We start from the raw sequence: 6018 nt of genomic DNA, 5'->3' as shown, positions 1-6018 counted from the left end.
ATTGTGGGATGGGCGTCCCGCCCGTCCTTTTTGGACGGGCGGGACGCCCATCCCACAAACTTGTGGAAGTTATTTAATTCTCATTCCTCAGTGGCGGCATAGGGCGCGATCGCTTTGTTTTAACAGCAGGTTCCGGCCCGGATCTAATTACTGATTTAACAAAAGGTGAAGATTTACTGGTGTTAGCGAGCGGTCTAACTTTTGCTCAACTTAGTATTACCCAAAACGCTGATTCAGCTTTGATCAGGATTGGTCAGAATAATCAACTGTTGGCTGCTGTCAATGGAGTGCTAGCTAGTGCGATCGATCCCAATGATTTTACCCTCTCTGGGTAAGCCATAGATAATCAGCCCTGTCTAGCGTGAATGCCGAGCGAAAGTCGAGCGATATCCCTTAAACGCTTGCAATATCTTCGTTTGTAGCTGCGCGCTGCCCTGGCTGGGCTATTGGTGCGATCGGCTTTACCCGATCCTACGGTTGGGCGATCGGCAATCAACCTAGTTTATTGCCGATCGCCTGTTAAAAGAAAAAGATTTAACGAGTTCCGCCCGAGAGATGGACAGCGTTTGAGAGTATTCTTCACCACGAAGACTCAAGAAGGTATTGCACCTTACAGTTTATCGTTTCCCGGCTCTGGCTTGTAGTTAAACTGGAACCAGAGTCTGCTCCAAACTTGCCACTAATGTGAGATTGTACTCATCCTCAAAAGACGGCTTTTTATAATCCAAACTCCACAGTTCCAGAGCGCAATCGTCTGAGGGATTGAGCGGTTGCAGCCGCAAATGAAACTCTCGAACTTCCGGGCGGTGTTCGCATTTAAAATCCGAAATTGCCCCTATCTGCCGCCTGTCCAAAGCCACCGCCAACCGCAGAAAAGGATGCAACTTACTTACTACTTCCCGGTATTTTTTCGTCAGAATTACAAAATTATCGTGCTTTTTTTTGGGAGGGTTTTTACGGTGATAGCGAGCCAAATTTGCAATTACTTCTATCTCTGTTTCTGTGTATCCCAATAACTCACCATTGCGAATTAAATAGTAAGAATGCTTGTGGTGCGCCGAATGACTGACGTACAAACCGCAGTTGTGCAGAATCGCTGCCGCCCACAGCAACTCGCGTTCTTCCGTTCCCCAATTGTGGAGAGTTCCTTGAGTCTGGTCGAAGAAATTGAGCGCAAATGCTGCCGTTCTTTCGCTTTGTTCTAAATTGACTTGATATTTGTTAGCCATGTGCATAATGCTGCGCTGGCGGATTGAACCTTGATACCGCAAACGGTTTTCAATTAAACCGTGGGCCAGCATCCAGTCAACAATTACCCCTTCTCTCAGAGAGCGATCGCACACTGTCAGCGATTCCATTCCTAATAGTGTCATCGCTTCCTGCAAAATCAAAGACCCTGCCAGAATAATTTCCGCCCGCTTGTCCGACATTCCCGGAATTGCCAGCCTTTCCGAGTAAGAAAGTTTGCGAAAGCGATTGACTAAATCGCGCAAATCTTTTAAACTTAACTGATATCCAGCCAGCGGACTCGGAACTGTTCCCAACTTTTCTCGAGCGTTAATTGCAGCCAGAGTTTCGATGGTTCCAGCAGTGCCAATCAAGCGCAAAGGTTCGCCAGCATTGAATTGAGAGCGCAATTCGTCGATCGGTCTTTCCAGCGAAATCCGAATATAAGCTTGCAAATAAGCAAACTCCTCCCTGCTAATCGGGTCAGTTTTGACAAATTGTCCTGTTAAGCGAACAGCACCAATTTTTGTACTCGTGAGACAGCGAGGCTCAGAACTGTCTCCTAAAATCAACTCCGTAGAACCGCCCCCAATATCAATAATCACCTGCGACTCATTGTTAAACTCCATACCCGAAAGAACGCCGAGATAAATTCTCCGCGCTTCTTCCTGACCGGAAATTAAACTAACATTCAGGTCTAATTCTTCAGCAACTTGTTTGAGAAAATCGCGCCCGTTAGGAGCTTCCCGAACAGCACTCGTAGCTACAGCGATAATTTGTTCAGCATTGAAAGTTTTAGCAATATCAAGAAAACGGCCCAGAGTGGCGATCGCCCGAACCATAACCTCGGGCTTCAAGCACCCTGTCTTAGCCTCGCAATCCCCCAACCGAACCGTATCTTTTTCTCTAGCAATAATCGTAAATGCGGGCAATTTCGGATCGATCCGCGCCACCACCATGTGAAACGAGTTAGTACCCATATCAATAGCAGCAATAATGCGATTTGACTCCGCAGAAGCAAGTGAATTAACCATTGGAGTATCGGGGTTGACAGATATTTATGATTATTTCACGAATCCAGTTAGGCATTCTATTAAATTAGCAAAAATCTGGAACTGCTGACTTGCCTTGACTTTTACCTGTTTTAAATTCCGATCCAAGTGCGCGCTAGCGAAGCTATCTTCCAGCAGGGGTTCCCGAAGGGTAGGGAATCGCCATCCGAGATAGTAAGTGATTGTGCCTAAAATTTGATAAAATCTAGAGTTAAAAATATCAAATCTAGAATTGAAATGCTTAAAAAGCCCGATCGCCAACCCGAATCCACATTGCTAACCGTCGTGAGGCTTTTGAGATGGGACAAACCAGCAGGAAGGCTCATTTTAATGATTCCAGCCCTCTGGGCCGTCTTTTTAGCAGCAGACGGGAGGCCGCCCGGAGCATTGGTGGGCGTGATTGTGTTGGGTACCTTAGCCACAAGTGCGGCGGGATGCGTCATCAATGACTTATGGGATCGCGATATCGATCCCGAAGTAGAAAGAACTCGATCGCGCCCCCTAGCATCCCGCGCCCTCACCGTGCAAACTGGAATAGGAGTTGCATTAATTTCCTTGGTATGCGCGGCGATTCTGGCTTTGTATCTTAATCCGTTAAGTTTCTGGCTGTGTGTCGCCGCCGTACCAGTAATTATCTGCTATCCCCTAGCAAAAAGATTCTTTCCCGTGCCGCAATTAGTGTTATCAATTGCCTGGGGTTTTGCAGTTTTAATTAGTTGGAGCGCCGCCGTTGACCAATTAGAATTAGCGACTTGGCTGCTGTGGGGTGCCGTCGTGTTTTGGACGATGGGATTTGATACAGTTTATGCGATGAGCGATCGGGAAGACGATTTGCGTTTAGGGGTGAATTCTAGCGCGATATTTTTCGGGGATAATGCCGCTAATGCTGTGGGTTTTTTCTTTGTTGGTACTGTCGGTTTGTTAGCAGCACTGGGAATTAATCTGCACTTGCACATTGGTTTTTGGATGGCAATTAGTGCGGCGGCTATTTTGTGGTTTTTGCAATATAGTCAACTACGAAATTCGGATATTCCTAAGCTGATTTACGGTGAAATATTTCGCCAAAATGTGTGGGTGGGGTTTGTCATATTGGCGGGGATGATTGTTGGGGAGATTTTTTAGTTTTTTGTAGGGCTGTTCGCGCAGGGAAGGGGTGTGAAACTCGAATGATTTAAGTTTGACACAAGAGGTTCAAATTGATTTAATCCTGAAAGCCTGTGTTTCTCTGCTTTGTATCCTGTGTCTCGCACCCCCGCACATCCCTGATCCGGGATGTGCGATCGATTCTTCTCCCTTTTTCAGGATGATTATACCTAAATATACTTAGTTATTAATCCAATTGGACTAGACTTTTCAGAGATATTACTGATGCGTTGGCTTATAAAAACTGATATGATCTTTGTGTATTAGACGAATAATACTGAATTATTAAAGTATAAAAAACTACGTCTTTTTGCCTTTAGGTATGGAAATTGGTTACAGGAAAAACTTCCCGAGGAAGAAAATAAATGTCTAACGGTGCCATTTCCTACTGGCTATTAAACACTCATTGTAAAGTTTCATTACAAAACGCATAAAAAATCCGCCGCACTTCAGATACATACATAGCAACGGAAAGTTAAACGAGTTTAACGATTTTCTCAACTTTTGCTCATTAAATTAAATTCGCGTCCATTTGTACAGGCGCGACAAAAGTAAAAGCCACCCATAAAAAAAGGCAAAAATACGATGTTTGAGACACTATTGACCGAACGCAAGAATTTATCCACCTCTAGCAATATTCCCTTCACTCTTGGCAATCACAGTTTTGACATCACCCAAGGGATTTTCCCACAGAGAGAAGCCAATAGTATTTTAGTAGGTGGTATGCAAGAACCGCTTACACCAACAGGCTTTCCCATCCAGAGTGCAGGTTTACTTCCCGCCACTTTTCCCGCCGCAAGCGTAACCGATTCTAGCCTAGACCCCGTCACGGGTGAGGCGATGTCAGGAGTTTATAAAGCTCTAACGGCTTTTGCAACAGATCCGAATTTCACGGATAGGATGAATGTTCCCTTTGGTGAGAGTTGGGACAAGGAGAAAGCGAAAGCTTTAAAGGAAGAATGGTTAAGGGGAAATTTTAGTAATATTCCCTTAGTAAAAATAGTTTCATCAGGAGATATTGCAGGGGCAAATGGCGCTTTTGGAACGGCGACGAATACAATTTATTTATCAAAAGAGTTTTTAGCCCAAAATGCAACGAGATTAGACGCGCTTACGGGTGTTTTATTGGAAGAAGTAGGGCATTTTATTGATTCACAGGTAAATCATTTGGACTCACCCGGAGACGAGGGTGAGATTTTTGCCGCAGTTGTGCAAGGAAAGAACTTGAGTCAGGAAAAACTTCAGTTATTGAAGGCTGAGGACGATCGAGCTATAGCACTGATTGAAGGCCAAGAAATCAGCATTGAACAAGTGGCGAATACAGTCACTGTCAGTGCCATAGATGCCAGTGCAGCAGAAGTGATTAGCGGTCAAACCGCAAATCCGGGGACGTACAGAATTACTCGCAGCGAGAGTACCACTGCACCCCTAACCGTGCCTTATACAATGAGCGGCACTTCCCTCAATGGCACTGACTATACTTCCCTCAATGGCACTGCCACAATTCCAGCAGGTCTAACTTTTGTCGATGTGCCATTGAATGTGATTGATGATACTTTGATTGAAAGTAATGAAACTGCAATTTTGACTGTATCCTCTTCTAGTAATTACACTGTGGGAGCGACTAATACTGCTACGGTAACTATTGCTGATAATGACCCCATTGCCCCTCCTGACTATGCGGGTAATACTCCGAGTGCAGCACGTCAAGTAACGGTGGGTTCTACTTCCACTACCTGGAGTGATTGGGTAGGAACACAGGACACTAACGACTACTATAAGTTCACCCTTGCTAATAGCAGTAACTTTAACCTCAGTCTCAATGGTTTAAGTTCGGATGCGGATGTGTACTTACTCGATAGCACAGGTAATACCATTATTCAAAGTTCAACTTCGGGTGGCTCTTCCCCCGAATCAATTAGCACAATGTTGAATGCAGGTGCTTATTATGTGCGGGTGTTTCCCTACAGTGGCTCGACTAATTACAATCTCTCGATGTCGGCTGTTCCTAACTTGTCTACGGTGACAGTTAGTGCCATAGATGCCAGTGCAGCAGAAGTGATTAGCGGTCAAACTACGAATCCGGGGACGTACAGAATTACTCGCACTGGGAGTACCACTGCACCCCTAACCGTGCCTTATACGATGAGCGGCACTTCCCTCAATGGCACTGACTATACTTCCCTCAATGGCACTGCCACAATTCCAGCAGGTCTAACTTTTGTCGATGTGCCATTGAATGTGATTGATGACACTTTGATTGAAAGTAATGAAACTGCAATTTTGACTGTATCCTCTTCTAGTAATTACACTGTGGGAGCGACTAATACTGCTACGGTAACTATTGCTGATAACGATCAAAATACAGTCACCGTCAGTGCCATAGATGCCAGTGCAGCAGAAGTGATTAGCGGTCAAGCCGCGAATCCGGGGACGTACAGAATTACTCGCACTGGGAGTACCACTGCACCCCTAACCGTGCCTTATACAATGAGCGGCACTTCCCTCAATGGCACTGACTATACTTCCCTCAATGGCACTGCCACAATTCCAGCAGGTCTAACTTTTGTCGATGTGCCATTGAATGTGATTGATG

General features: G+C 45.3%; 4 protein-coding genes. 3 read left to right on the top strand and 1 reads right to left on the bottom strand.

Translation table 11 applies throughout. From position 1 onward, the window contains the following. The first annotated feature begins 179 nt into the window (after positions 1-179). A complete protein-coding gene (locus tag ACUVJL_RS03805; protein WP_445244631.1) occupies positions 180-335 on the top strand; it encodes a hypothetical protein in 156 nt (51 codons plus the stop codon). Positions 336-644: 309 nt separating this feature from the next. On the opposite strand, the gene ACUVJL_RS03800 is transcribed toward ACUVJL_RS03805, so the two are convergent. After that, positions 645-2261 (bottom strand): Ppx/GppA phosphatase family protein, encoded by a 1617-nt coding sequence (locus ACUVJL_RS03800; protein ID WP_445244630.1) that lies wholly within the window; start codon positions 2259-2261, stop codon positions 645-647. A gap of 255 nt (positions 2262-2516) precedes the next feature. On the opposite strand from ACUVJL_RS03800, the gene ACUVJL_RS03795 reads away from it, so the two are divergent. Beyond that, positions 2517-3401 carry a 4-hydroxybenzoate solanesyltransferase gene (locus ACUVJL_RS03795; protein ID WP_445244629.1) on the top strand — a complete coding sequence of 295 codons (885 nt, stop codon included), beginning with the start codon at positions 2517-2519 and terminating at the stop codon, positions 3399-3401. 606 nt (positions 3402-4007) lie between these two features. Further along, positions 4008-6018, top strand: a 2011-nt coding sequence (locus ACUVJL_RS03790) for a Calx-beta domain-containing protein (protein WP_445244628.1), incomplete at its 3' end; no start/stop codon positions are given.

It is taken from the genome of Microcoleus sp. OTE_8_concoct_300 (assembly GCF_031383065.1).
GTDB lineage: Bacteria > Cyanobacteriota > Cyanobacteriia > Cyanobacteriales > Microcoleaceae > Microcoleus.
The sequence above is the reverse complement of the archived record's forward strand: the minus strand, read 5'-3'. Positions and strand labels throughout refer to the sequence as shown.

Bases quoted from the DNA above. Each gene is read 5' to 3' on its own strand.
- ACUVJL_RS03800 (WP_445244630.1), bottom strand. From the start codon at position 2,261: ATGGTTAATTCACTTGCTTCTGCGGAGTCAAATCGCATTATTGCTGCT.
- ACUVJL_RS03795 (WP_445244629.1), top strand. From the start codon at position 2,517: ATGCTTAAAAAGCCCGATCGCCAACCCGAATCCACATTGCTAACCGTC.